The organism is Piezobacter thermophilus, assembly GCF_055386745.1.
The window spans coordinates 1363517-1386032 of sequence record NZ_AP042380.1 but is presented as its reverse complement, the minus strand read 5'-3'; the positions used below and the strand labels follow the sequence as shown (position 1 = coordinate 1386032).

The window sequence follows — 22516 nt, the reverse complement described above, 5'->3', positions numbered from 1 at the left end:
ATCCCGCATGTCGTTTCGAAAAGCTCCGATCAGCCTTCGGCCGGGGCATCACCCACCGCTTCGGCCGGGGCCTCGGCAACCGCTTCCTCGACCGGGGCCTCTTCCAGCGCGCCCAGATCGACGCCGGCCGCGCCCAGCTGCGCCGACATGCCGTCCAGCGCCGCGCGCGAGGCAAGATCGCAGTAAAGCGCAATCGCCCGCGAGGCATCGTCATTGCCCGGGATCACGTAGTCGATCCCATCCGGAGAACAGTTGGTATCCACCACCGCCACGATCGGAATGCCCAGCTTGTTGGCCTCGGCCACGGCAAGGGCCTCTTTCTTCACGTCGATGACGAACAGCAGGTCCGGCAGTCCGCCCATTTCGCGGATGCCGCCCAGGCTGGCCTGCAGCTTGGCCTGTTCGCGCTCCAGCCCCAGGCGTTCCTTCTTGGTCAGCCCCTCGGCGCCGCCCTGCAGGGCCTCGTCGATCTCGCCCAGGCGCTTGATCGACTGCGAGACGGTCTTCCAGTTGGTCAGCGTGCCGCCCAGCCAACGATGGTTCATGTAGTACTGGGCCGATTTCTCGGCCGCTTCGGCGATCGGCCCGGCGGCCTGACGCTTGGTGCCCACGAACAGGACGCGGCCGCCCTTGGCCACGGTGTCGCGCACCACCTGCAGCGCCTGATCCAGCATCGGCACGGTCTTGGTCAGGTCGATAATGTGAATGCCGTTGCGCGCGCCGTAGATGTAGGGCGCCATGCGCGGGTTCCAGCGCTGGGTCTGGTGGCCGAAGTGAACGCCAGCTTCCAGCAGCTGACGCATGGTGAACTCGGGAAGAGCCATGTTGCGTTTCCTTTCCGGTTTTCGCCTCGGCGGGGGTTCAATCCGTGACGCGCGCGCGCCCCGGCTCAACCGGCGGTCCGTCGGGGATGTCTCCCCCGAACGGGCCCAAACCCCGCCTGCGGGATTGAATGGCGCGCATATAGAGCACCACCGCCCCCGGCGCAAGTCCCTGCCGTGCCCCCTGCCCGTACCAGAACCCGCCACTTCCCGCACCCCCTCCTTCCTCTTGCTGAAAATACTCCGGGGGAGTCGCGGCTTGCCGCGACGGGGGCAGCGCCCCCGCCCGCATACCGGCGCCGGACCGCCGCCGCACCGGCACGGGGCTCACCTCCCGCCCGGCGCCTCCCCGGCACCGGCATCGCCCCGCCGCGCCGCATGGGCCGCACGAATCGCCCTCTCGCAATGGGCTGCCAGAGCCTTGCGCCCGGCAAAGTCGCGCACCCGCACGGGGGGAAGGAAGATCAGCTCCACCCGGCCCTGGCGCGGCGCCGCCAGCACCTTGAGCAGATGCGGGCCGAACGCCATGTCGCCCCACCAGCCGTAGAACCGCGGCGGCTCACCGGCCGGCGGGTGATAGATCACCGCCACCGGCTGAACCTGCATGAAGTCGCGCAGGTGATCGGAAAAGAAGGACTGGAACAGGGTCGTCTTGAACCGGAGCACCCGCAACCCGTCGGTCGAGGTCCCCTCGGGGAAGAACAGCAGCTTGTGCCCGGCCTTCAGCCTTTCCTCCAGCAGCAGGGTCTGTTCGCGCGCGCGGCGCGGGTCGCGCTCGATGAACACCGTGCCCGTGGCCCGCGCCAGCCAGCCGATGCCGGGCCAGCTGGCCACCTCGGCCTTGGAGACGAAATAGATCTCCATGCAGGCATTCAGCGCGAAGATGTCGAGCCATGAGACATGATTGGCCACCAGCGCGCCCCGCTCGCGCATCGGCGCGCCCGAGGTGGAAAACCCCATGCCCAGAATGCGCAGCGCGTTGCGACAGACAAAGCGGGTGATCCGCGGCGTCCACGGGCGGTGCAGGCCGAACCGGGGGCGCTCGACCAGCCGCAGCACCAGCAGCAGGCCGAGGCCGCCAAACACCAGCACCGACAGCGCCGTCCCGCGCAGCAGCGCCCGCACCCAGCCCGGCGCGTCGATGCGCACCGGGTCGGGGGCAAGGGTCGGGTCCCAGTCGCTCATGCCCCCCGCGCGCCGGTATAGATGCGCCGTTGCCGCTCGTTCATCTTCGTGGTGTCGAGGACAAGGCAGACATCGGTGGTGTTGAAGCCGTGATCGATGAAGGCGCCCTCGCCCACGAAGCCGCCCAGCCGCAGATAGGCCTTGATCAGCGCCGGGGTTTCCAGCATCGCCCGACGCCGATCCAGCGCATCGGGCGCCACCAGGTCCATGCGCTGGAAATGCCGCTTCTGCGCGCACACCCGCAGCTCGGGCGGGGCCAGGTGGTTGTGATGCAGCATCGACAGCGGTTGCGCCAGCGCCGCCGGATCGGTGCCGTGAAAGCTGGCCACGCCGAAGAGGATCTCGATTTCATGCCGCTCCACATAGGCGGCCAGCCCCTGCCAGAGGTGGAACATCGCCGTGCCGCCGCGATAGTCGGGATGCAGGCACGAGCGGCCCAGCTCCAGCAGCCGCCGGCCGCTTCGGCGCAGCACACCCAGGTCGTATTCGTCCTCGGAATAGAACTGCCCGGCCCGTGCGGCCATGTCGTCGCGCAGCAGCCGATACACCCCCGCTACCCGGCCGGCATCCTCGTCGGTAAGAATCATGTGATCGAAGAACGGGTCGAAGCGGTCGCGCTCCAGCCCCGCCTCGTGATCCACCAGATCGCCCCGGGCGCCCAGCTCGCGCACGAAAACCTGATAACGCAGCGCCTGCGCGGCACGCAGATCGGCCTCGGACTCGGCGATCCTGACTGAAAAGGCGGGCCCGGTTGCTGACATCGGCTCCATGTCCAGAGGGCGCGGCGGAGGGTCTCGCGGGCTGATAGCGCAGAGCGCCCACTTGGCGCAACCGCGCCGGCGCATTTCCGCGCCGGAAACGCCCTTGCAAACTTTCCCCTGTTAACCTTTCATCAACCTGTTTTCCGGATCAAGGACGTGCAGCAGTTCGATACGGGATCCATCGATGACGACCTTGCCCTGTTCGGGAAAATTGACGGTCACCTTTCCGCCGATATTCGACTGCACCTGCCCGGTTCCCCATTCGGGAAACCCCGGATGGCGCACGAACATGCCGGGTGCGAGAATGGAGTTGAGATCCGTCATGGGGCGCGTCCTTGCGTGCGTGCGGGCGGTTGCGGCCCGATCGGGCCTGGAAGGGAGGTAGGCATGAACGGAACCGAGGTCAACCTTGCGGCGCTGGTGGGCTCGCGCATCTGCCACGATCTCATCAGCCCGGTGGGGGCGGTGGCCAACGGGCTGGAGCTTCTGGAGCTTGCCGGCACGGCGCGGGGGGAGGAACTCGACCTCATCGCCGGCTCGGTCAGCGACGCCGACGCCCGCATCCGGTTCATGCGCATCGCCTTCGGCGCCGCCGGCGACCAGCCGGTCGGCCGCTCGGAGGTGACCGCCATCCTCGCCGCGAAGGGCCGATCCGGGCGCGTGCAGGTGGACTGGGCGGTTGCGGGCGATGCGTCGAGGGCCGAGGTTCAGCTTGCCTTTCTGGCGCTGCAATGCCTGGAAACCGCCCTGCCCCGCGGCGGGCAGATCCGGGTCGAGATGCAAGGGACGCAGTGGAAACTGACCGGCCGGGGCCCAAGGTTGACGATGGATCCCGACCTTTGGGGGCGGCTGTCCGATGACCGTCCGCAGCCGGGGCTGACGCCTGCGCAGGTGCAGTTCGCGCTGCTTCCGCAGGCGGCGGCGCGGCTGGGCCGGCGCATCCGGGTCACGCCGGAGGAAGAGGGCATCGCGATCGAATTCTGACCGGCAAGTTCCGGCCCGGCGGCAGCGCGGGTAGCGGCCCCCATCTCCGCAGGCCCCGTTCGCGCATCGCCCGGCACACCCGACCGGACGCGCGCCCTTGCGCCGGCGCCGGGCAGACGGCACAAGAGCAGCCATGAATGCCGCCGAATCCCCATCCGTCCTGTGCATCGGAAGCGTCCTGTGGGACGTGATCGGCCACACGACCGGGCACATGCGGCAGGGGGCGGACGTGCCGGGCCGCATCACCCGGCGGCCCGGCGGCGTGGCCCTGAACATCGCCATGACGCTGGTGCGGTTCGGGCTGAGGCCCGTGCTGCTGTCCGCCGTCGGGCGCGACGCCGAGGGGGATGAGCTGATCTCCATCTGTACCCGGCTGGGCATGGTGACCGACCACATCCATCGCTCCGGCGACCTGCCCACCGACCGATACATGGCGATCGAGGGGGCGAACGGGCTGATCGCGGCGATTGCCGATGCCCATTCGCTGGAGGCCGCCGGCAATCATGTCCTGCACCCCCTGATCCACGGGCCGCTGGGCCGGGCCGACGCACCTTTCGAAGGGATCGTCGCGCTGGACGGGAACCTGACCGGGGCGCTGCTGGAGGACATCGCCCGCAGCCCCGCCTTCGCCGCCACCGACCTGCGCGTGGCGCCGGCCTCTCCCGGCAAGGCCGAAAGGCTGCGCCCCTTTCTGACCCACGCCCGCGCAACGCTTTACCTCAACCGCGAAGAGGCCGGGATCCTGGCCGAGCGCGAATTTGCCCACGCGCAGGAGGCCGCGCAGGGCCTGCTGGAGCGCGGCGCACGGCGAGTTATGGTCACCGACGGTCCCCACCCGGCCGCGTGGGCCTCGGCGGACCACGTGCTGACCCTGGCCCCGCCCAGGGTCCGGGCGACCCGCGTCACCGGCGCAGGAGACACCTTCATGGCCGCCCATATCGCCGCCGAACTGGCCGGCGCCGACCCGGAAACCGCCCTGTCGCGTGCGCTGCAGGCCGCCGCGGCGCATGTCTCGGGAGAACCCCCGCCATGATCGATCTGACCTTCTCGGCCGAGGCCCGCGCGGCCCGCACCCGCGGCGCGCCGCTGGTGGCGCTGGAAAGCACCATCATCACCCACGGGATGCCCTGGCCCCGCAATGTCGAGGTCGCCGCCCGCGTCGAACAGGACATCCGCGACGCAGGTGCCGTGCCCGCCACCATGGCGGTGATCGAGGGGCGGCTGCACGTGGGGCTGGAACCGGCGCAACTGCAGGCGCTGGGCCGGGCCGCGGAGGTGGCCAAGCTCAGCCGCGCCGATCTGGCCGCCTGCCTGGCCACCGGCGGCACCGGTGCGACCACGGTGGCCGCGACGATGATCGCCGCCCGGCTCGCCGGGATCGAGGTCTTCGCCACCGGCGGCATCGGCGGCGTGCACCGGGGTGCCGAAACCAGCTTCGACATCTCGGCCGATCTGCACGAACTGGCGCATACGCCGGTGACGGTGGTTGCGGCGGGCGCCAAGGCGATCCTGGACCTGCCGAAAACGCTGGAGGTGCTGGAGACGCTGGGCGTGCCGGTCATCACCTGCGGGCAGGACGCCTTCCCCGCCTTCTGGTCGGCGGATTCGGGGCTGCGCGCGCCGCTGCGGATGGACGAACCCGAAACCATCGCCCGCGCTCATGCGCTGCGCCGCGCGATGGGGCTGCCCGGCGGCCAGCTGGTGGCCAATCCGATCCCGGCCGCCGACGAGATCCCGGCCGGGAAACTCGCCCCGATCATCGCCGCCGCCCAGGCCAAGGCCGACCGGCGGGGTATCTCCGGCAAGGCGGTGACTCCCTTCCTCCTGCAGGAGATATTCGAACGCACGAGGGGGCGGTCGCTGGAGGCCAATATCGCGCTGGTGCGCAACAATGCCCGCCTGGCGGCACAGATCGCCACGGCCCTGACCGGAATAACCGCCTGAGCGCGTCAACGTCGCACGCGCCATTCCCCCATTGTCGCAATCGGGCAAAGAGCTTAGGTTGCCAGACGCAAAACGACGCGAGGAGCCATGACCGGGCAATCGGAAAACGACCCCTTCGAGGAACCCGCGCGCAAACGCGGTCTGTGGGCCAGCCTGCGGGCATCCTTCCTGACCGGTATCGTCGTCATCGCGCCGGTCGGGCTGACCATGTGGCTGATCTGGACGGTGATCGGCTGGATCGACGGCATGGTGCTGCCCTTCGTGCCCGAACCGTTCCAGCCCGAAACCTATATCGGCATCAACCTGCGCGGCGTGGGCGTGCTGATCTTCCTCGTCTTCACGGTCTTCATCGGCTGGGTCGCCAAGGGGTTGATCGGGCGCTCGCTGATCCGCTTCGCCGAAAGCCTGGTGGACCGGATGCCGGTGGTGCGCTCGATCTATTCCGGGATCAAGCAGATCTCGGAAACCGTCTTTGCCCAGTCGGAACGGAATTTCGAAAAGGCCTGCCTGATCCAGTACCCGCGCAAGGGCATCTGGGCGATCGGCTTCATCTCGGCGCCTGCGCGCGGCGAAGTCTCGAACCGGGCCGGAGCAGCGGGCGGGCTGGTCGGCGTGTTCCTTCCGACCACGCCGAACCCGACCTCGGGCTTTTTGCTGTTCGTGCCGGTCGAGGACGTGATCGAACTGGACATGAGCCTTGAAGAGGCGGCCAAGCTGGTGATCTCGGCCGGGCTGGTCTATCCCCATGACAAGCCGAAGATCGAGAAGGAGAAGCCCGCGCAGGCCGACTGATCCCTGCCGCTCCCTGCCGGGCGCGCGGCGAGGGCAGGAGGAGGCAGGATCCCGCGCAACCCGCGCCCCGGCCGCATCGTCACGACCGGGGGAACAGCGTCACTCCACGCATTCCAGCAGCAGCGTCCCCGAGGCGGTGTTCGAGATGGGAATGTGATAGTTGCGCGCCACCTCGCGCACACTGTCGCCCAGCGCCCCCCGCATCATCATCCACATGAGGAATTCCGTGCCCTGCGCGCCGGCCTTCTCGACCAGCTCCATGCGGGTGATCTGCGTCAGTCTGTCGGGGTCGTGGACAATGTGTTCAAGGCAGTAGCGGTCGAATTCGGGGTTGATGAAACCGGCGCGCTCGCCATCCAGCTGATGGCTTAGCCCGCCGGTGCCCAGCACCACCACCTTGATATCCTCGGGCCAGGACAGGATCGCGCGGCGCAGGGTGCGGCCGAAGTTCAGCGCCCGCCGCAGAGTCGGGATCGGGTGCTGCACGGTATTGGCCGAAACCGGAATCGCCCGCGGCATGTCCGGATTGTGCGGCGCGCCCGGCCAGAACAGCTGCATCGGCACCACGAAACCGTGATCCACCGCCAGCTCCTGGCACGAGGTGATGTCGAATTCGTCGGCCACCATGGATTCGATGATGTGCCAGCTCAGCGCCGGGTGGCCCGGAAAGGGGTCGAGCTGCGGAATCCCCCAGCCTTCGTCCTCGTTGCGGTATTCATGCGCCGCGCCGATGGCAAAGGTGGGCATCTGGTCCAGGAAGAAGCCCAGCCCGTGATCGTTGTAGATGTTGATGACCACATCGGGTCGGTGCTCGGCCAGCCAGGCGTGGATCGGGGGGTAGCCGTCGAAGAACGGCTTCCAGTAGGGATCGTCCTGCAGCTTGTTGGCAATCGCGTTGCCCACCGCCGGGATGTGCGAAGTCGAAATACCGCCCAGAATCCGTGCCATCAACCCTTCCCCGCCTCCAGAAGCTTGCGCTTGAATTCCTCGACCGTCATGCCCGTCTGCATGGCGCCCAGATCCTGCACCGACAGCCGGAAGATGCCCGCCAGCTTGGCCAGGTAGTAGATGTTGCCGCCGGCGGCGATCATGGCGAGGATGTCGCGTTCGCGCACCGCCCGCTTCTGTTCCTCGTTCAGGCCGTATTTCTCCATGTAGGCCTCTTCGTCGGCGACGAAGGCCTCGCGGTTTTCCCTGCGGTTGAAGGAATAGCACATCTTGTTGAGCGCATAGCCCTTCATCGCCATCCGCCCGTCGAAGATGGTGGTGCCGGGAATGTGCTGGCGATGGTCGAACCGGGGCCCGTCAACGGGGAGTTCCATGTCGCCTTCCTCCTCTGTTCGGCGGTTCAGCTCCAGTAGAGCCGCATCGGGTTGTCCACCAGAAGCTTGCGTTGCACGGCCGGGGTTGGCGCGATGCGGGGGATGAAATCCACCAGGTCGCCATCATCGGGCATGTGCGATTTCATGTTCGGGTGCGGCCAGTCGGTGCCCCACAGGACACGATCCGGGAAACGCTCGACCACGGCGCGGGCAAAGGGCACCACGTCGTCATAGGGCGGCCCCTGCACGGTCAGCCTTTCGGGGCATGTCACCTTGGTCCAGATGTGGCCGTTTTCCTCCATCAGCCGCAGGAAGTCGCGAAAGCCGGGATCGGCGACGCCGCGGCTCACCTCGGGGCGGCCCATGTGGTCGATCACCACGGTGAGCGGCAGATCGCGCAGGAACGGCGTCAGCCGGCCGAGATCGGCGGCCTCGAAATAGACCACCGCATGCCAGCCCAGCGGCGCGATCCGCCCGATCAGCGGCAGGCAATCGCGCGGGTCGCGCTCGCCCACCAGGCGGCGGACGAAGTTGAAGCGCACCCCGCGCACGCCGGCTTCGTCCATCGCGCGCAGCTGGCCGTCGGAGACGTCCGCATTCAGCGAGACCACGCCGCGGGCGCGCGCGCCGGCGGTTTCCAGCGCGTCCAGCAGCGCCGCGTTGTCGGTGCCGTGGCAGGTCGCCTGCACGATCACGTTGCGTTCAAAGCCCAGATGATCGCGCAGGGCGAACAGCGCCTCCTTGCCGGCATCGCAGGGGGTGTATCTGCGCTCGGGCGCGAAGGGAAAACGCGCGGCCGGGCCGAAGACGTGGCAATGGGCATCCACCGCGCCCGCGGGCAGGCGGAACCGCGGCTTGCGCGGGTTCGGGTGGAAACAGAGCCAGTCGGGATCCATGTCGTCACCTGCCCGGATAGAAGCATTCAACCGCCCCGAACCTAGCGCCCGATCCCTGCGGCCGGCCAGTTGGATTGCTGGCATCCGGCATTGGTTCTTGTTAGAGGATGAGCAAATCGAAGCGACGGAGCCCCGGTCTTGATCCCCGAAATGCCGAACCTGCGGCACCTTCAGGCCTTTCACGAGGTCCTGCGGACCCGGCGGGTGGCACTGGCCGCCGAAAGGGTCCATCTTTCGCAGCCTGCCGTCACCCAGGCGGTGGGGCGGCTTGAAAGGCACCTGGGCGCGCAACTGTTCGAGCGCCGCCCCGAGGGCATGTTCGCGACCCGCACGGGAGCGCTTTTCGGCCGTCGCGTGGGGCGGATGCTGGCGTTTCTCAGGACCGGCGAGGCCCAGGCCCTGCGCCGCGCGGCGCGGCAGGGGCGGCCGCGGCGGGCGGGCTTTCACCGGATGCTGACCACGGTTCAGCTGCGGGCGCTGATCGCCGTCGCCCGGGCCGGCAGCTTTTCCCACGCCGCCCGCCTTCTGGGCGTCAGCCAGCCCGCCGTGCAGCGCGCCGCCCGCGACCTGGAACAGCTGACCGGGCTGGTCCTGTTCGAGCCCGCCCGCCGCGGCATCACGCTGACTCCGGCGGCCGAGGCCCTGGCCCTGAACGCCCGCCTGGCGGTTTCGGAAATCCGGCAGGGCATGTTCGAGGTCGGCGCCGATCTGGGCCGCGATTCGACGCGCATCGTGATCGGCACGCTGCCGCTGTCGCGCAGCCTGCTTCTGCCCGCAGCCATCGACGCCTTCCTGGGCGAAAGCGGCCCGCGCGTGCAGGTGCAATGCGTGGACGGCCCCTATGACCGCCTGCTGCGCGAGTTGCGCCATGGCGAGATCGACGTCATCCTCGGCGCCCTGCGCGACCCGCCGCCCACCGACGACATCGAACAGGAGGCGCTGTTCTCCGACAGGCTGTCCGTGGTCACGTCGGTGGATCACCCGCTGGCCGGGCGCCGCGGGCTGAGCCTGCGCGACACACTGGATTTTCCCTGGATCGCGCCGCCACGCGACACCCCCTCGGGCAGCTACCTGTTCGAACATCTCGGAATTCCCGATCTGCCAGAGACGCCGGTGCGGGTCGTGTCCAGCTCGCTGGCGATGGTGCGCGGGCTGATGATGCGGGGCGATTACGTCACCATCATGTCGCGCCGCCAGATGGCGGTCGAGGAGAAGCTGGGCCTTCTGTGCGCGCTCGACATCGACCTGCCCGACAGCGCCCGCCCCATCGGCCTGACCACGCGCCGCAACTGGGTGCCGACCCGGTCCCAGGCGCGGCTGATCGCACGGATCCGGGCGGTCTGCGGCGCATCCTCGCAGTAGAGCATGTCGCGTCCGGCGAGACAGGGAGTCACGCACGGCAAAGGGCAGGCGACCGCTCGTCCCGGCACCGCAGCCTGACCCGCCCTTCCTCTTGCCTAAAATACTCCGGGGGAGTCGCCCGGCAGGGCGACGGGGGCAGAGCCCCCGCCGCCACGCCAGAGCATGTCGCGTTCATTCACATTCACACGCCTACTCTAACATTTTTCAAACCCCGCGCCGGCAGTGTGAATTGCCGCCCCTCCGCATGGCTGGTAGGAGTGGCCCCGAACGGACCGACTGCACCGCTCAACGGCCCGGAGGTGGAGATGATCAGACTATGCGTCGCCGGCGCGGCCGGCGCATTCGGGACCAAGCACCTTGACGCGCTGGAAGCAATCGAAGGGGTGACGGTCACCTCGGTCGTCGGCGGGCCGCCCGACGACATCGAAGGCTTTGCCGCCGCCCGCGGCATTCCCCATGCCACCAGGGATCTGGACGAGGCGCTGGCGCGCGCCGATGTGGACGCGGTGATCCTGGCCACCCCCACCCCCCTGCACGCGCAGCAGACCATCGCCTGCCTGCGCGCGGGCAAGCATGTGCTTTGCGAAATTCCCATGGCCGACTCGCTGGCCGATGCCCGCGCCGTGGTCCAGGCGCAAGAGGAAACCGGTCTCGTGGCGATGGTGGACCATGTGCGCCGCTTCAACCCGTCGCATCAGTGGATCCACCGGAAGATCCGGGCGGGGGAGCTGACCATCCAGCAGATGGACGTGCAGACCTATTTCTTCCGCCGCACCAACACCAATGCCAGGGGCGAACCGCGCACATGGACCGATCACCTGCTGTGGCACCACGCCTGCCATACGGTGGACCTGTTCCAGTACCAGACCGGTGGCGCGCCCGTGCAGGTATTCGGTCTGCAGGGGCCGCCCCACCCGGAACTGGGCATCGCCATGGACATGACCATCGGCATGAAGGCGCCTACGGGCGCGCTGTGCACGCTGTCTCTGAGCTTCAACAATGACGGCCCTTTCGGCACCTGGTTCCGCTATATCTGCGACAACGGCACCTATGTCGCCCGTTACGACGATCTTTTCGATGGGCATGACCGGCAGATCGACCTGTCGGGGGTAGCGGTTTCGTCCAACGGGATCGAGCTGGCCGACCGCGAATTCATCGCCGCCATCCGCGAGGGGCGCGAGCCGAACAGCTCGGTCGCCCAGGCGCTGCCGGCGATGGAGACGCTCGACCGGATCGAAAGATCGCTGCGCTAAGCCTGCCCGTCAGGCCGCCGACGGGGCCGGCGCGGCACGCTGCAACATGCCGAACAGGTCGCGCGGATCATCCGGGTCGGCCAGTAGGTCAAGCAGCTGGAACAGCCCCGTCCCCGGCAGCCGGTCGCGCACATAGCGCAGCGCACTGAAATCCTCGATGGCAAAGCCCACGCTGTCGAACAGCGTGATCTGCTGCGCGCTGCGCCGCCCCGGCGCCCGGCCGGAAACCACCTCCCAGAACTCGGTCACCGGATGGTCGGGCGCAAGCTGCTGGATCTCGCCCTCGATCCGGGTCTGCGGCGCGTATTCCACGAAAATGTCCGCCCGGTGCAGGATGGCCGGCGCCAGCTCGGTCTTGCCGGGGCAGTCGCCGCCAATGGCGTTGATATGCACCCCCGCCCCCACCATGTTGTCGGTCAGGATCGTGGCATACTGCTTGTCGGCGGTGCAGGTGGTGATGATCTGCGCACCCTCGATCGCCTCTTCCGGCGAGCGGCAGCGGATCACCTCGACCCCCCGCCCGACAAGATTGCGGGCGCATTTTTCGGTGGCCTCCGGGTCGATGTCATAAAGGCGCACCCGTTGCAGCCCGCAGACCGCCTTCATCGCCAGCACCTGGAATTCAGCCTGCGCCCCGTTGCCGATCATCGCCATGCACTGCGCCTGACGAGGCGCCAGCCATTTCGCCACCATGGCCGAGGTCGCCGCCGTGCGCATCGCCGTCAGCAGCGTCATCTCCGTCAACAGCAGCGGATAACCCGTTGCCACATCGGCCAGAAGTCCGAATGCGGTCACGGTCTGAAGCCCCTCGCGCGTGTTCTTCGGATGGCCATTGACATATTTGAACCCGTAAGCCTCGCCGTCCGAGATCGGCATCAGTTCGATCACCCCGACCGGGGAATGAGAGGCCACGCGCGGGGTCTTGTCGAAGCTTTCCCAGCGCCGGAAATCCGCCTCGATATAGTCCGCAAGCCCGCGCAACATCGGCTCCACCCCGATCCGGTGGATCAGTTGCATCATGTGATCGACGGACACGAAAGGCACCAGAGCCTTGCTTGATGATCGGGTCATGACAGGTAACTCCTTGTCGGGCGGTCGAACACGCGCCGCCCCAGTGCCGAGGCGGCAAAATCCACCATCAGCTGCGCCGTGCGGCCGCGCTCGTCCAGAAACGGGTTGAGCTCCACCAGATCCAGAGAGGTCAGAAGTCCGCTGTCGCAGACCATCTCCATCACCAGGTGCCCTTCACGCACGGTGGCGCCGCCGGGCACGGTGGTCCCCACCGCCGGCGCCACCATGGGGTCGAGGAAATCCACGTCCAGCGACAGGTGCAGCATTCCCCCCGCCGCGGCCACCCTCTCCAGAAAGGCCGAAAGCGGCCTGGCGATGCCGCGCTCGTCGATCTCGCGCATGTCGTGATAGCGGATGGCACTGCCCTCCAGGGCCGCGCGTTCGCCCGCATCGACCGAACGCAGGCCGAGAATGCAGATGTTTTCCTGCGGCACCGGGTTGACCACCTTCGGAAAGCCGCCAAAGCCGGGCCGGCCGGTCACGTAGCCAAGCGGCGTGCCATGCAGGTGGCCGGAACTGGTCGTCTGCGGCGTATGAAAATCGCTGTGCGCATCCAGCCACAGAACGAATTGCGGCCGCCCCTTGCGGGCCGCGAAATTGGCCACACCGGCAACCGTGCCCAGGGACAGGCTGTGATCGCCGCCCAGGAAAACGGGCAGACCGCGCGCTATCGCCTCCTCGGCCACGCGGACAAGGCGGCGGGTCCAGCCGATGGTTTCATTGCGCCCGAAGACCTCGGCCGCGCCATCATCCGGCGCATGCGCCTCGGGTGCAAGATTGCCCATGTCCTCGACCCGATGACCAAGATCGCGCAGCGCGGCGGCAAGCCCCGCCGTACGATAGGCATCCGGCCCCATCAGGCAGCCGGGCCGGCGCTTGCCGCTGTCCACCGGAGCGCCGATCAGAATGCACCTCCTGCTCATCTCGCCTCTTCCATGACCGTTCGCGGAATGCCGGTAAAATTTCTCCGAATCGCGTTGAAAGACAGGGATCATTTTGTTCAATACGGGATAGATATGGTCACTCCGGATCATGAAAATGGACAAAACGGATGAACGCCTGATCGCCGCCCTTCGCCACGATGCGCGGGCATCGCTGTCGGAACTGGCCATCCGGCTGGGGCTTTCACGCACCACGGTGCGCGCGCGGATCGAAAAGCTGATCCGCAATGGCGACATCGTCGGCTTCACCGTGGTGCTGAAAACGGATACGCTGCGCGACCCGGTCCGTGCCCTGATGATGATCGGCATCGAAGGCCGCGGCGCCGGCCGCATCACCCGCCAGCTTCAGGGCCTGCCCGAAGTGCGCGCCATCCACAGCACCAACGGCCGCTGGGACCTGATCGTCGAACTGGGCACCGAAACGCTGGAAGATCTCGACGCGGCCCTCACCCGCATCCGCAATCTCGAAGGAATCAGTACCTCCGAAACCAGCCTGCTGCTCTCCACCAGGAAAACCGGCTGACCTGCCCCTTCCTCTTGCCTCAAATACTCCGGGGGAGCGCGAGGGGGCAGCGCCCCCTCGCCCCGGTCGGATCGGCCCCGCCGATCCGAAAAACCGCCGACCGGCTTATCCGCGCACCGCTCCCTCGCCGCGCACCAGATACTTGAAACTGGTCAGCTGCGCCGCCCCCACCGGCCCGCGCGCATGCATCTTGCCGGTGGCGATGCCGATTTCGGCGCCCATGCCGAATTCGCCCCCGTCGGCAAACTGGGTCGAGGCATTGCGCATCAGGATCGCACTGTCCAGCCGCTCGAAGAACCGACCCGCGGCGGCCTCGTCCTCGGTGATGATGCAGTCGGTATGGGACGAGCCATAGCGGCGGATATGGGAAATCGCCTCGTCGATGTCCTCCACCGGCCTGGCGGCAATGATCATGTCCAGATATTCCCGTCCCCAGTCATCCTCCGAGGCCGCTACCGTGCCCTCGATTTCCCGCAACGCACCGGCTGCGCGCACCTCGACCCCGGCGTCGATCAGCGCAGCGATCACCGCCCGGCCGATGTCCTCGACCACGTCGCGATGGATCAGCAGACACTCGACGGCGCCGCAGATGCCGGGGCGGCGGGTCTTGGCGTTCATCACCACGCGCAGCGCCTTCTCGGCATCCGCCGCGCGGTCGATGTAGATGTGAACGATCCCCTCCAGATGGGCGAAAACCGGAACCCGCGCCTCGCGCTGCACCAGCCCCACCAGCCCCTTGCCGCCGCGCGGCACGATCACGTCGATATGCTCGGTCATGGTCAGCATCTCGCGCACCGCCGCACGATCACGGGTGGGAACCAGCTGGATCGCATCTTCGGGCAGCCCGGCGGCGCGCAGCCCCGCGACCAGGCAGGCGTGAATGGCCTGCGAGGAATGAAAGCTTTCCGAGCCGCCGCGCAGGATCACCGCATTGCCCGATTTCAGACACAGCGCGCCCGCATCCGCGGTCACGTTGGGACGGCTTTCATAGATCACGCCGATCACCCCCAGCGGCGTGCGCACGCGCTGGATGTGCAGCCCAGAGGGCATGTCCCACTCGGCCAGGACCTCGCCCACCGGATCGGGCTGGGCGGCCACCGCGCGCAGACCCGAGACGATGCCATCGATCCGCGCCTCGTCCAGCATCAGCCGATCCAGCATGGCCGCGCTCAGCCCCTTCTCGCGCCCATGGGCCATGTCCCTTTCATTGGCGGCGATGATGTCGGCCCGGTTTTCCCACACCGCATCCGCCGCTGCCTCAAGCGCGGTCTGCCGCGCCTCGGCCGGGGCAAAGGCAAGCTCCTGCGCGGCGGCCTTCGCACGGCTGCCGATCTCGGCCATCAGGGCGGGAATGTTGTCGAGATCCTTCATCTTCGATCGCCTTCCTTGCAGTTGGGCACCTGCGGGAGGGGAAACGCAGGCTTCGCGGTGTTTTCGGCCTTTCTAGCCGATCGCGGCCGGTTGTCACAGTGCCATGTCGTCCCGATGGATCAGGACCGCACGCCCGGGATAACCCAGAATCGATTCGATTTCCGAGGATTTCCGCCCGCGGATCGCCGCCGCCTCGGCCGAGGTATAGCGGGTCAGCCCCTGCCCCATGCGCTGCCCGTCGGGGCCGATGATCGCAACCGGATCGCCGCGCCCGAACGTGCCCTCAACCGAAACGATGCCGGCCGGCAGCAGGCTCTTGCCCGAAGCCAGCGCCCGGGCGGCGCCGGCATCCACCCGCAGCTCTCCGCGCGGTTTCATCGCGGCAATCCAGCGCTTGCGCGCCGCCGCCGGATCAAGCCGGGCGGGAAACCAGGTGGCAGGCGCCCCCTCTTCCAGCGCCCGCAGGGGGTTGTCCCGCGACCCTTCGGCAATCGCCATGGCGCAGCCGGACGAGGTGGCCAGCCGGGCGGCCATCAGCTTGGTCTTCATCCCTCCCTTGGACAGGCCGGAGCCGGCATCGCCGGCCATGGCCTCGATCTCGGGGGTGACCGCCTCGATCACGTCGAGCCGCCGCGCCGAAGGGTCCGCGGCGGGATTGGCGGTATAGAACCCGTCCACGTCCGACAGCAGGATCAGCCGGTCCGCCCCAACGGTCACGGCCACCTGCGCGCCCAGCCGGTCATTGTCGCCATAGCGGATCTCGTCGGTGGCGATGGTGTCGTTTTCGTTGACGATCGGCACCACGCCGAAGCCCAGCAGCGTCCCCAGCGTCGCCCGCGTGTTCAGATAGCGCCGGCGGTCGGCGCTGTCCTCGAGCGTCACCAGCACCTGCGCGGCGGTGATCCCGTGGGGGGCCAGTACCTCCTCATAGGCACGGGCCAGCCGGATCTGGCCCACCGCCGCCGCCGCCTGCGCCTGTTCCAGCGAAAGCTGCGAATCGTCCAGCCCCAGCACCCCGCGCCCCAGCGCGATCGAACCCGACGAGACCAGCACCACGTCGCAGCCCCGCCCCCTGAGCCAGGCCACGTCTTCCGCCAGCGAGGCCAGCCAGTCGGCCCGCATCCGGCCGCTGGAACGGTCCACCAGCAGCGACGAGCCGATCTTGACCACGACCCGGCGGGCGTCAGTCAGGGCCGCCACGGTTCGGCCTCCGTCACCGGCCTGCGGCGCAGGCGATCTTCGTCGATCTCGGCCCGCAGCGCGCGCAGCACCTCGGTCAGCCCCTCGCCGCTCACCCCGGACATGGGCAGGACAGGCCCGCCCGAGACCTGCTCCAGCTCGGCCAGGGCCTCGGCCCGGCGGGCGGGTTCCAGCGCGTCGATCTTGTTCAGCACCGTCACCCGCGGCTTTTCGGCCAGCTTGCCGCCATAGGCCTGCAGTTCGTCGATGATGGTCCGCCAGTCGCCGGCGATGTCCTCCGAGGTGCCGTCCACCAGGTGCAGCAGCACCGCGCAGCGTTCCACGTGGCCAAGGAATCGGTCGCCCAGCCCGTGCCCCTCATGGGCGCCGGCAATCAGGCCGGGGATGTCGGCAACCACGAATTCCACCCCGTCCACTCCGACCACGCCCAGATTGGGATGCAGCGTCGTGAACGGGTAGTCGGCGATCTTCGGTCGCGCGTTCGAGGTGGCCGCCAGAAAGGTGGACTTGCCCGCATTGGGCAGACCCAGAAGACCCACATCGGCAATCAGCTTCAGCCGCAGCCACAGCGTGCGCTCCACCCCCGGCTGGCCGGGATTGGCCCGGCGCGGGGCCTGGTTGGTCGAGGACTTGAAATGCAGGTTGCCCCAGCCGCCGTTTCCCCCGCGGGCCAGTTCCACGCGCTGGCCCGCCGCAGTCAGGTCGGCAATCACCGTTTCCTGATCCTCGTCAAGGATCTCGGTCCCCACCGGCACCCGCAGCACGATATCGTCGCCGTCGCGCCCGGTGCGCTGGCGCCCCATGCCGGGGCGGCCGTTCTGGGCGAAGAAATGCTGCTGATAGCGGAAGTCGATGAGCGTGTTCAGCCCCTCGACCGCCTCGGCCCAGACCGAGCCCCCCTTGCCGCCATCGCCGCCGTCAGGGCCGCCATATTCGATATACTTCTCGCGGCGGAAGCTGATACAGCCGTTCCCCCCCGCGCCCGAGCGGATATGGACCCTTGCAAGATCGAGAAATTTCATGAGGATCCTCTATCGCAAAGGCCCTGCAATGGGCAATCACAGTTTCCGGCTGTAGGTCCAGGTGGGGACGGTCGCGCCCCGGGCGACCGAGAAGCTTTCAGCGTCGCCCAGATATTCAAAGCCGCAATTGGTCAGAACCCGCGCCGAGGCCGGGTTGTCCTGAAAGACGCTCGCGAACATCGTGGCATTGCCCAGCGGATTGGACGAAACCAGCGCCTCGACCGCCTGGCTGGCGATGCCGCTGTTCCAGAAGATCGGCGCCACCCAGTAGGACACCTCAGACTGGTTGCGGTCCAGCCGGCGCAGGGAAATGATCCCCTTCAGCTCGGGGCCGCCGGACTTGCTGCCGTCCATGGCCCAGATGTCTTCGTCGCGATCCTCGGACAGGGCGCGGGCGACATAGGCCTCGGCCGCGCCGGGCGGCAGGGGGTGCGGGATGGTCGAGGTCATGCGCGCCACCCGTTCGTCGCCTGCATAAAGCTCGATCAGACCGATGTCCGAGCGCCGCAGCGGGCGCAGGTCGAAGGTTTCGGTTTCGATGACCGGCTGGTTTATGATTGCGTCCATTTTCATTCGGTGTGCTCCTCCTCCGAACACATCGCCCCTACAGGGGAATCCTGTCCTGCCCGTGGCCCGATACCGACCTGTTCGTGGCGTCAGGTAGTCATCCCGTATCGGATCGCAAGGGTGTCTGCCTGGAAACGTGAAGGGGGACCGGCATCTTCAGCCGATCCCCCATGAATGTACATTGCTTCGGGTTACGGCTTACTCGGCGGCTTCCGGTACCGGCAGAACCGAAATGAAGGTGCGGCCCTTGAGGCCCTTGTGGAACTTCACGGCGCCTTCGACGGTGGCAAAGATGGTGTGGTCCTTGCCCATGCCCACGCCCTGGCCCGGCCAGAACTTGGTGCCGCGCTGACGCACGATGATGTTGCCCGGAATCACGCGCTGGCCGCCATACAGCTTGACGCCAAGGCGGCGCCCCGCGGAATCGCGGCCGTTACGGGACGAACCACCTGCTTTCTTGTGTGCCATGGCTGGTTACTCCTTCTCGGCGACCAGTTTCCTGGCCTGTTCGATCCAGCCTTCGCGCTGGATCCGGCCCTTGAACGAAAGCTTTTCGTCCATCGCGGCCACGTCTTCCTCGGTCCAGGCGGCAATCTGGGCGAAGGTGGTCACCCCGGCCTCGTGCAGCTTCTTCTCGAGCGCCGGACCGACGCCGGAAAGCTGCTTCAGGTCGTCGGCAGCGGCCGGCGCCTCGCCCTTCGGGGCCGCCTTGGCCTTCGGAGCTGCCTTTGCCTTTGGAGCCGCCTTGGCTGCGGCCGGCACCGATCCCGCCCCGATGGCGGCCTTGACGCCGGTCTTGTCGGCACCCGATTCGAGGATCTCGGTGATCCGCACCAGCGTCAGTTTCTGCCGGTGCCCCTTGGTCCGCTTGGAACTGTGCTTGCGCCGGCGGCGAACGAAGTGGATGAGCTTTTCGCCCTTGATCTGGTCGACCACCTCGGCCTGAACGGCGGCGCCATCGACGAAGGGCGCGCCGACGACCGGATTTTCGCCGCCCAGCATCAGGATTTCGTTGAACTGGATCTTTTCGCCAGCGTCCGCAGCCAGTTTCTCGACCCGGAGCACATCGCCCGGCTGAACCTTGTACTGCTTGCCGCCGGTCTTGAGGACCGCAAACATGCGCATTTCCTTTTCTCTTCCGCGTCCTGTGGTCCCCGGATCTCCGGGCGTTTCCGGCCAGCGGCCACCTCGAACGGCGCGTCTTTCAAGACGTGGTTGTTTCAGGACGTGTCCGTTGTTTCAGGACGTGCCCGACATATCCGCGCGAACAGATGCCCGGCGGGACGGCGGTGTATCCTCCGATTCCGCGGCAAAGTCAAGCACCCCGCGACCCCCGCCCGCCGGCACGCCCATACGGTGCATTTCCCGCCCTTTCCCCCTTGACGAAACCGAAAAGAAAGAGCATCTAGCCAACCCGGATGGGGCCGTAGCTCAGTTGGGAGAGCGCGTCGCTCGCATTGACGAGGTCAGGGGTTCGATTCCCCTCGGCTCCACCATCCCGCTTCCTGCCGATGAACCCCTGCCGCCCGAACCCTGTCGGCAGATCATGTGCGCAGTTCCGGCAGGCCAGCACCGACACGAATCCGGACCGTCTTGCGGTTGATCGCACGCGCCCTGCCCGGAGCGCGTGGGCGCCGGGCGGGCGCAGACGCGGGAGCGAGGGGCCAGCCCCTCGCGCTCCCGGGGATATTTCAGGCCAGAAAAAGATCCGGAAAAGATATCAGGCCCGGCGGCGATGTCAGGGGGCGGCTGGGACCGCTGTGCTCCCGCACGGACCGGGCCGGCGGGCAAAGGGCGCGCGGGCGTCCGCGATCGGCGGATCTAGCCGGCCGCCTCCAGCGCCTGCCGGATGTCGGCCACCAGGTCCCCGGCATCCTCGAGCCCGACCGACAGCCGCACCAGCCCCGGGGTGATGCCCAGCGCCGCCTTCCGGTCGTCCGGCAGGCGCTGATGGGTGGTGGTGGCGGGGTGGGTAATGATGCTCTTGGCATCGCCCAGGTTGTTCGAGATGCGCACGATCTTCAGCGCGTTGATGAAAGCGAATGCCGCCCGCCGCCCGCCGCGCAGCTCGAGCGACAGCACCGTGCCGCCCTTGCCCATCTGGCGCCGGCACAGATCGTGACCGGGGTGGCCGGGATGGCCGGGATAGATCACCCGGCTCAGTGCCGGATGCCCCTGCAGGGCCTCGCAGATTTCCAGCGCCGCGTCGGCCTGCGCGTTCACCCGCAGGTTGAGAGTTTCCAGCCCCTTGAGCATCACCCAGGCGTTGAACGGGCTCATCGAGCCGCCGGTGTGCTTCATGTAGGGTTCGACCACCTTGCGGATGAAATCGCGCCGGCCCAGAATCACCCCGCCCAGCGCCCGGCCCTGGCCATCGATATGCTTGGTCGCGGAATAGACGACCACGTCCGCCCCCTGGGCGATGGCATCGGAAAACACCGGCGTGGCAAAGACATTGTCCACGATCACGGTGGCCCCCGCCGCATGGGCCAGATCGGCCACCGCGCGGATGTCGATCACCTCCAGCGTCGGGTTGGAGACCGATTCGAAGAACACCGCCCGGGTGTCGGGGCGGATGGCCGCGCGCCACTGGTCCAGATCGGTGCCGTCCACGAAATCGACCGTCACCCCGAACCGGGTCAGCACCTCTTCGAGGACGTAGAGGCAGGACCCGAACAGCGCCCGCGCCGCCACCACGTGATCGCCCGCCTTCAGCATCGCGCTGAGCGCACCGTTGACCGCAGCCATGCCCGAGGCGGCGGCAAAGGCGTCCTCGGCCCCCTCCAGCAGGGCGATGCGTTCCTCGAACATCCGCACGGTGGGATTGCCATAACGGGCATAGATGAACTCATCCTCCCCGGCCTCGATGAAACGGGCCTCGGCGGCTTCGGCGTTGGCATAGTCGAAGCCCTGGGTCAGGAAGATCGCCTCGCTCATCTCGCCATACTGGCTACGGCGGGTGCCGCCATGCACGGCGCGGGTGCGCTTGTTCCAGCTGTCGGTCATGTGTCATCCTCCGGCCCGCCTGCGCGGTACAATGAAAAAACCCCCGACGCGGCCAAGCGAAAGGGGGTTCCTTCATCCTGACCTTTTAGCGGTGTTGTTTAGCGTGGCCCGCAATCCGGTTACAAATCGCCACGTAGCCCGGCGTTTACGGCGCGCCGCTACCAAGGTCAAGGAAATATGTCGGCCCGCACCACCCCCGGCAAGCGGACCGACAGGACGCGAAGCTCCCCCCGCCCGCCATCAGACGGCCCGCCCTTTCGCCACCTCATGCCCCCCTTCCTCTTGCCGCAAATACTCCGGGGGTGCGGGGGCAGAGCCCCCGCGCAGTCCGCAAATCCGCGTCAGCGCCTCCGCATGAAATCGGCCAGGCGTGCAAGCCCCTCCTCGATATCCCCGGTTGCGCGCGCATAGGAAAAGCGCAGCGTGTGGTGGCCGCGCCGGGGGTCGAAATCCAGCCCCGGAGTCACCGCCACCCCGGCGCGGTCGAGGATCTCGGCCGCCAGGGCGCGGCTGTCCTGCGTGATCCCGGAGACGTCGGCATAGACGTAAAAGGCCCCGTCGGGGGGCGCGATGCGGTCGAACCCCGCCCGCGGCAGCCCTTCGAGCATCAGCGCCCGGTTGCGCCGATAGACGGCGAGATTGGCCTGCAGCTCGCCCTCGCAATCCATCGCCGCAAGAGCCGCCACCTGCCCCACATGGGGGGCACAGATGAACATGTTCTGCGCCAGCCTCTCGATCCTGCGGATGTGCGATTCGGGCACCACCATCCAGCCCACCCGCCAGCCGGTCATAGAGAAATACTTGGAAAAGGAATTGATCACATAGCAGTCGTCGGTGATCTCCAGCGCCGTCACGGCCTTCGCCTCGTATTCGAGGCCGTGATAGATCTCGTCGCTGATGAAGGCGGTGCCGGTGGCGGCGCAGGCCTCGATCAGCGCGGACATGGCGGCGCGGTCCAGCATGGTGCCGGTGGGATTGGCGGGCGAGGCCACCATCAGCCCGTCCAGCCCCATCCCCTCGAAATCGGCCGGAACCGGCTGCCAGCGGTTTTCCGGCGCGGCGGGCAGATCGACCGGCACCAGATCGAGCGCCCGCAGGATCTGCCGGTATGAGGGATAGCCCGGCGCCCCGATGCCGACCCGCTGGCCGGCATCGAACAGCGCGGTGAAGGCCAGCAGGAAGGCCCCGGACGAGCCCGGCGTGACGATCACCCGCTCGGGGTTCAGATCCACCCCGTACCACTCGCCGTAAAGCCGCGCGATGCGCTGTCGAAGGGCCGGCATCCCTAGCGCCACGGTATAGCCCAGCGAGTCGCGCTCCAGTGCCGCGCGCACCGCCGCCCGCGCCCCTTGCGGCGCGCCGGTGCCGGGCTGACCCACCTCCATGTGGATGATCCGGCGGCCCGATTCCTCGGCCCGGCGGGCCGCCTCCATCACGTCCATCACGATGAAGGGATCGACCTCGGACCGGGTTGAGTTTCGCATCTGCTTCTCCC

The 22516-nt window shown here is 67.8% G+C and carries 24 protein-coding genes, 1 tRNA gene and 1 riboswitch; of the genes, 8 read left to right on the top strand and 17 right to left on the bottom strand.

Going from position 1 to position 22516, the window contains the following annotated elements; all coding sequences use genetic code 11:
• Nucleotides 1-29: 29 nt before the first annotated feature.
• The 4 genes from rpsB to ACZ5CM_RS06655 form a co-directional block, all read right to left on the bottom strand.
• Nucleotides 30-824 carry a 30S ribosomal protein S2 gene (gene rpsB / locus ACZ5CM_RS06670; protein ID WP_464642033.1) on the bottom strand — a complete coding sequence of 265 codons (795 nt, stop codon included), beginning with the start codon at nt 822-824 and terminating at the stop codon, nt 30-32.
• 324 nt (nt 825-1148) lie between these two features.
• The gene (gene olsA / locus ACZ5CM_RS06665) at nt 1149-2006 is read right to left on the bottom strand and encodes a lyso-ornithine lipid O-acyltransferase (protein WP_464642031.1); all 858 of its coding nucleotides are present in this window, start codon (nt 2004-2006) and stop codon (nt 1149-1151) included.
• Nucleotides 2003-2767: an L-ornithine N(alpha)-acyltransferase gene (olsB, locus tag ACZ5CM_RS06660; protein WP_464642029.1), complete on the bottom strand. Its 765-nt coding sequence runs from the start codon at nt 2765-2767 to the stop codon at nt 2003-2005. Before olsB ends, olsA begins: the two co-directional genes overlap by 4 nt.
• A 120-nt stretch (nt 2768-2887) precedes the next feature.
• Nucleotides 2888-3091 carry a DUF3553 domain-containing protein gene (locus ACZ5CM_RS06655; protein WP_464642027.1) on the bottom strand — a complete coding sequence of 68 codons (204 nt, stop codon included), beginning with the start codon at nt 3089-3091 and terminating at the stop codon, nt 2888-2890.
• Nucleotides 3092-3154: 63 nt separating this feature from the next.
• Between ACZ5CM_RS06655 and ACZ5CM_RS06650 the strand changes: the two genes are divergently transcribed.
• The 4 genes from ACZ5CM_RS06650 (at nt 3155) to ACZ5CM_RS06635 (ending at nt 6487) form a co-directional block, all read left to right on the top strand.
• Entirely contained in the window at nt 3155-3751 is a 597-nt protein-coding gene (locus ACZ5CM_RS06650; RefSeq protein WP_464642025.1) for a histidine phosphotransferase family protein, read from the top strand.
• A 133-nt stretch (nt 3752-3884) separates the two neighbouring features.
• Nucleotides 3885-4784 carry a PfkB family carbohydrate kinase gene (locus tag ACZ5CM_RS06645; protein ID WP_464642023.1) on the top strand — a complete coding sequence of 300 codons (900 nt, stop codon included), beginning with the start codon at nt 3885-3887 and terminating at the stop codon, nt 4782-4784.
• On the top strand, nt 4781-5695 hold the full coding sequence (locus tag ACZ5CM_RS06640) for a pseudouridine-5'-phosphate glycosidase (RefSeq protein WP_464642022.1): 915 nt from the start codon (nt 4781-4783) through the stop codon (nt 5693-5695). The genes ACZ5CM_RS06645 and ACZ5CM_RS06640 overlap by 4 nt, the downstream gene beginning before the upstream one ends.
• An 87-nt stretch (nt 5696-5782) precedes the next feature.
• Nucleotides 5783-6487 (top strand): DUF502 domain-containing protein, encoded by a 705-nt coding sequence (locus ACZ5CM_RS06635; RefSeq protein WP_464642020.1) that lies wholly within the window; start codon nt 5783-5785, stop codon nt 6485-6487.
• A 99-nt stretch (nt 6488-6586) separates the two neighbouring features.
• Here ACZ5CM_RS06635 and ACZ5CM_RS06630 read toward each other — a convergent pair whose 3' ends face one another.
• From ACZ5CM_RS06630 to ACZ5CM_RS06620, 3 genes are read right to left on the bottom strand one after another with little or no spacing between them, the layout of a single operon-like run.
• Nucleotides 6587-7435, bottom strand: a complete 849-nt coding sequence (locus ACZ5CM_RS06630) for a class III extradiol dioxygenase family protein (RefSeq protein ID WP_464642019.1) — start codon at nt 7433-7435, stop codon at nt 6587-6589.
• Complete coding sequence (locus ACZ5CM_RS06625) at nt 7435-7809, bottom strand: protocatechuate 4,5-dioxygenase subunit alpha (protein WP_464642017.1); 375 nt, start codon at nt 7807-7809, stop codon at nt 7435-7437. The genes ACZ5CM_RS06630 and ACZ5CM_RS06625 overlap by 1 nt, the downstream gene beginning before the upstream one ends.
• Before the next feature lie 26 nt (nt 7810-7835).
• Nucleotides 7836-8705 (bottom strand): amidohydrolase family protein, encoded by an 870-nt coding sequence (locus ACZ5CM_RS06620; protein ID WP_464642016.1) that lies wholly within the window; start codon nt 8703-8705, stop codon nt 7836-7838.
• Nucleotides 8706-8843: 138 nt separating this feature from the next.
• Between ACZ5CM_RS06620 and ACZ5CM_RS06615 the strand changes: the two genes are divergently transcribed.
• Nucleotides 8844-10067: a LysR family transcriptional regulator gene (locus ACZ5CM_RS06615; protein ID WP_464642014.1), complete on the top strand. Its 1224-nt coding sequence runs from the start codon at nt 8844-8846 to the stop codon at nt 10065-10067.
• A gap of 305 nt (nt 10068-10372) precedes the next feature.
• Nucleotides 10373-11320 (top strand): Gfo/Idh/MocA family oxidoreductase, encoded by a 948-nt coding sequence (locus tag ACZ5CM_RS06610; RefSeq protein WP_464642013.1) that lies wholly within the window; start codon nt 10373-10375, stop codon nt 11318-11320.
• Nucleotides 11321-11329: 9 nt separating this feature from the next.
• Here the strand turns inward: ACZ5CM_RS06610 and ACZ5CM_RS06605 are convergent, their stop codons facing one another.
• Both ACZ5CM_RS06605 and rocF read right to left on the bottom strand, forming a co-directional pair.
• Nucleotides 11330-12391 carry an ornithine cyclodeaminase gene (locus ACZ5CM_RS06605; protein WP_464642012.1) on the bottom strand — a complete coding sequence of 354 codons (1062 nt, stop codon included), beginning with the start codon at nt 12389-12391 and terminating at the stop codon, nt 11330-11332.
• On the bottom strand, nt 12388-13314 hold the full coding sequence (gene rocF, locus ACZ5CM_RS06600) for an arginase (RefSeq protein WP_464642010.1): 927 nt from the start codon (nt 13312-13314) through the stop codon (nt 12388-12390). The genes ACZ5CM_RS06605 and rocF overlap by 4 nt, the downstream gene beginning before the upstream one ends.
• A gap of 115 nt (nt 13315-13429) precedes the next feature.
• Between rocF and ACZ5CM_RS06595 the strand changes: the two genes are divergently transcribed.
• Nucleotides 13430-13855, top strand: a complete 426-nt coding sequence (locus ACZ5CM_RS06595; RefSeq protein WP_464642523.1) for an Lrp/AsnC family transcriptional regulator — start codon at nt 13430-13432, stop codon at nt 13853-13855.
• Nucleotides 13856-13960: 105 nt separating this feature from the next.
• Here the strand turns inward: ACZ5CM_RS06595 and ACZ5CM_RS06590 are convergent, their stop codons facing one another.
• The 6 genes from ACZ5CM_RS06590 to ACZ5CM_RS06565 all read right to left on the bottom strand — a co-directional run bounded on the left by ACZ5CM_RS06590 (nt 13961) and on the right by ACZ5CM_RS06565 (nt 19134).
• The gene (locus ACZ5CM_RS06590; protein ID WP_464642009.1) at nt 13961-15226 is read right to left on the bottom strand and encodes a glutamate-5-semialdehyde dehydrogenase; all 1266 of its coding nucleotides are present in this window, start codon (nt 15224-15226) and stop codon (nt 13961-13963) included.
• 93 nt (nt 15227-15319) lie between these two features.
• Nucleotides 15320-16426 (bottom strand): glutamate 5-kinase, encoded by a 1107-nt coding sequence (proB, locus tag ACZ5CM_RS06585; RefSeq protein WP_464642007.1) that lies wholly within the window; start codon nt 16424-16426, stop codon nt 15320-15322.
• Nucleotides 16414-17448 carry a GTPase ObgE gene (obgE, locus tag ACZ5CM_RS06580; RefSeq protein WP_464642005.1) on the bottom strand — a complete coding sequence of 345 codons (1035 nt, stop codon included), beginning with the start codon at nt 17446-17448 and terminating at the stop codon, nt 16414-16416. The genes proB and obgE overlap by 13 nt, the downstream gene beginning before the upstream one ends.
• 36 nt (nt 17449-17484) lie before the next feature.
• Nucleotides 17485-18021 carry a GNAT family N-acetyltransferase gene (locus tag ACZ5CM_RS06575; protein WP_464642003.1) on the bottom strand — a complete coding sequence of 179 codons (537 nt, stop codon included), beginning with the start codon at nt 18019-18021 and terminating at the stop codon, nt 17485-17487.
• A gap of 192 nt (nt 18022-18213) precedes the next feature.
• A complete protein-coding gene (gene rpmA, locus ACZ5CM_RS06570; protein WP_464642001.1) occupies nt 18214-18483 on the bottom strand; it encodes a 50S ribosomal protein L27 in 270 nt (89 codons plus the stop codon).
• A 6-nt stretch (nt 18484-18489) separates the two neighbouring features.
• Complete coding sequence (locus ACZ5CM_RS06565) at nt 18490-19134, bottom strand: 50S ribosomal protein L21 (RefSeq protein ID WP_464641999.1); 645 nt, start codon at nt 19132-19134, stop codon at nt 18490-18492.
• A 301-nt stretch (nt 19135-19435) separates the two neighbouring features.
• On the opposite strand from ACZ5CM_RS06565, the gene ACZ5CM_RS06560 reads away from it, so the two are divergent.
• Nucleotides 19436-19511 (top strand) — tRNA-Ala (locus tag ACZ5CM_RS06560).
• Between the two features lie 325 nt (nt 19512-19836).
• On the opposite strand, the gene metZ is transcribed toward ACZ5CM_RS06560, so the two are convergent.
• Nucleotides 19837-21021, bottom strand: a complete 1185-nt coding sequence (gene metZ, locus ACZ5CM_RS06555) for an O-succinylhomoserine sulfhydrylase (RefSeq protein ID WP_464641997.1) — start codon at nt 21019-21021, stop codon at nt 19837-19839.
• A 65-nt stretch (nt 21022-21086) separates the two neighbouring features.
• A riboswitch (SAM riboswitch) is annotated at nt 21087-21164 on the bottom strand.
• Nucleotides 21165-21362: 198 nt separating this feature from the next.
• Nucleotides 21363-22505 carry a pyridoxal phosphate-dependent aminotransferase gene (locus tag ACZ5CM_RS06550; RefSeq protein WP_464641995.1) on the bottom strand — a complete coding sequence of 381 codons (1143 nt, stop codon included), beginning with the start codon at nt 22503-22505 and terminating at the stop codon, nt 21363-21365.
• Nucleotides 22506-22516: the final 11 nt, after the last annotated feature.